Below are 284 nucleotides of genomic sequence, written 5' to 3'. Positions count from 1 at the left end.
TGGCTGAACGTGTAGCTCTGGCTGCCAACGCTCACCTTCGTGCCGGCCGTCACGGACGCACTAGCCCCCGTGTACTGCACGGCCACCGAAGTGGCCTTGAGGTTGCCCAGGCCGTCGACATTGGCCGTCAGCGTGCCATTGGCCAGTTCGAACGCCGTGGTACCGGCCGCTCCCGAGCGCAGGCCGAAGCTGGCGTTGCTCAGGCGCAGCGACGCGGACGTGCCTGCGCTCAGCGCGGCCGTCACGTTGGAGCCCACGGCCACGATGTCCGTGCCGGTCTTGGC

General features: G+C 69.0%; 1 protein-coding gene. It reads right to left on the bottom strand.

Translation table 11 applies throughout. The features are described from left to right. A partial coding sequence (locus SM757_RS35290; protein ID WP_322468908.1) for a hypothetical protein occupies positions 1-284 on the bottom strand: 284 nt, incomplete at both ends.

Source organism: Azohydromonas lata (assembly GCF_034427735.1).
Taxonomy (GTDB): domain Bacteria; phylum Pseudomonadota; class Gammaproteobacteria; order Burkholderiales; family Burkholderiaceae_C; genus Azohydromonas; species Azohydromonas lata.
This window is presented reverse-complemented; position numbering and strand designations above follow the sequence as displayed.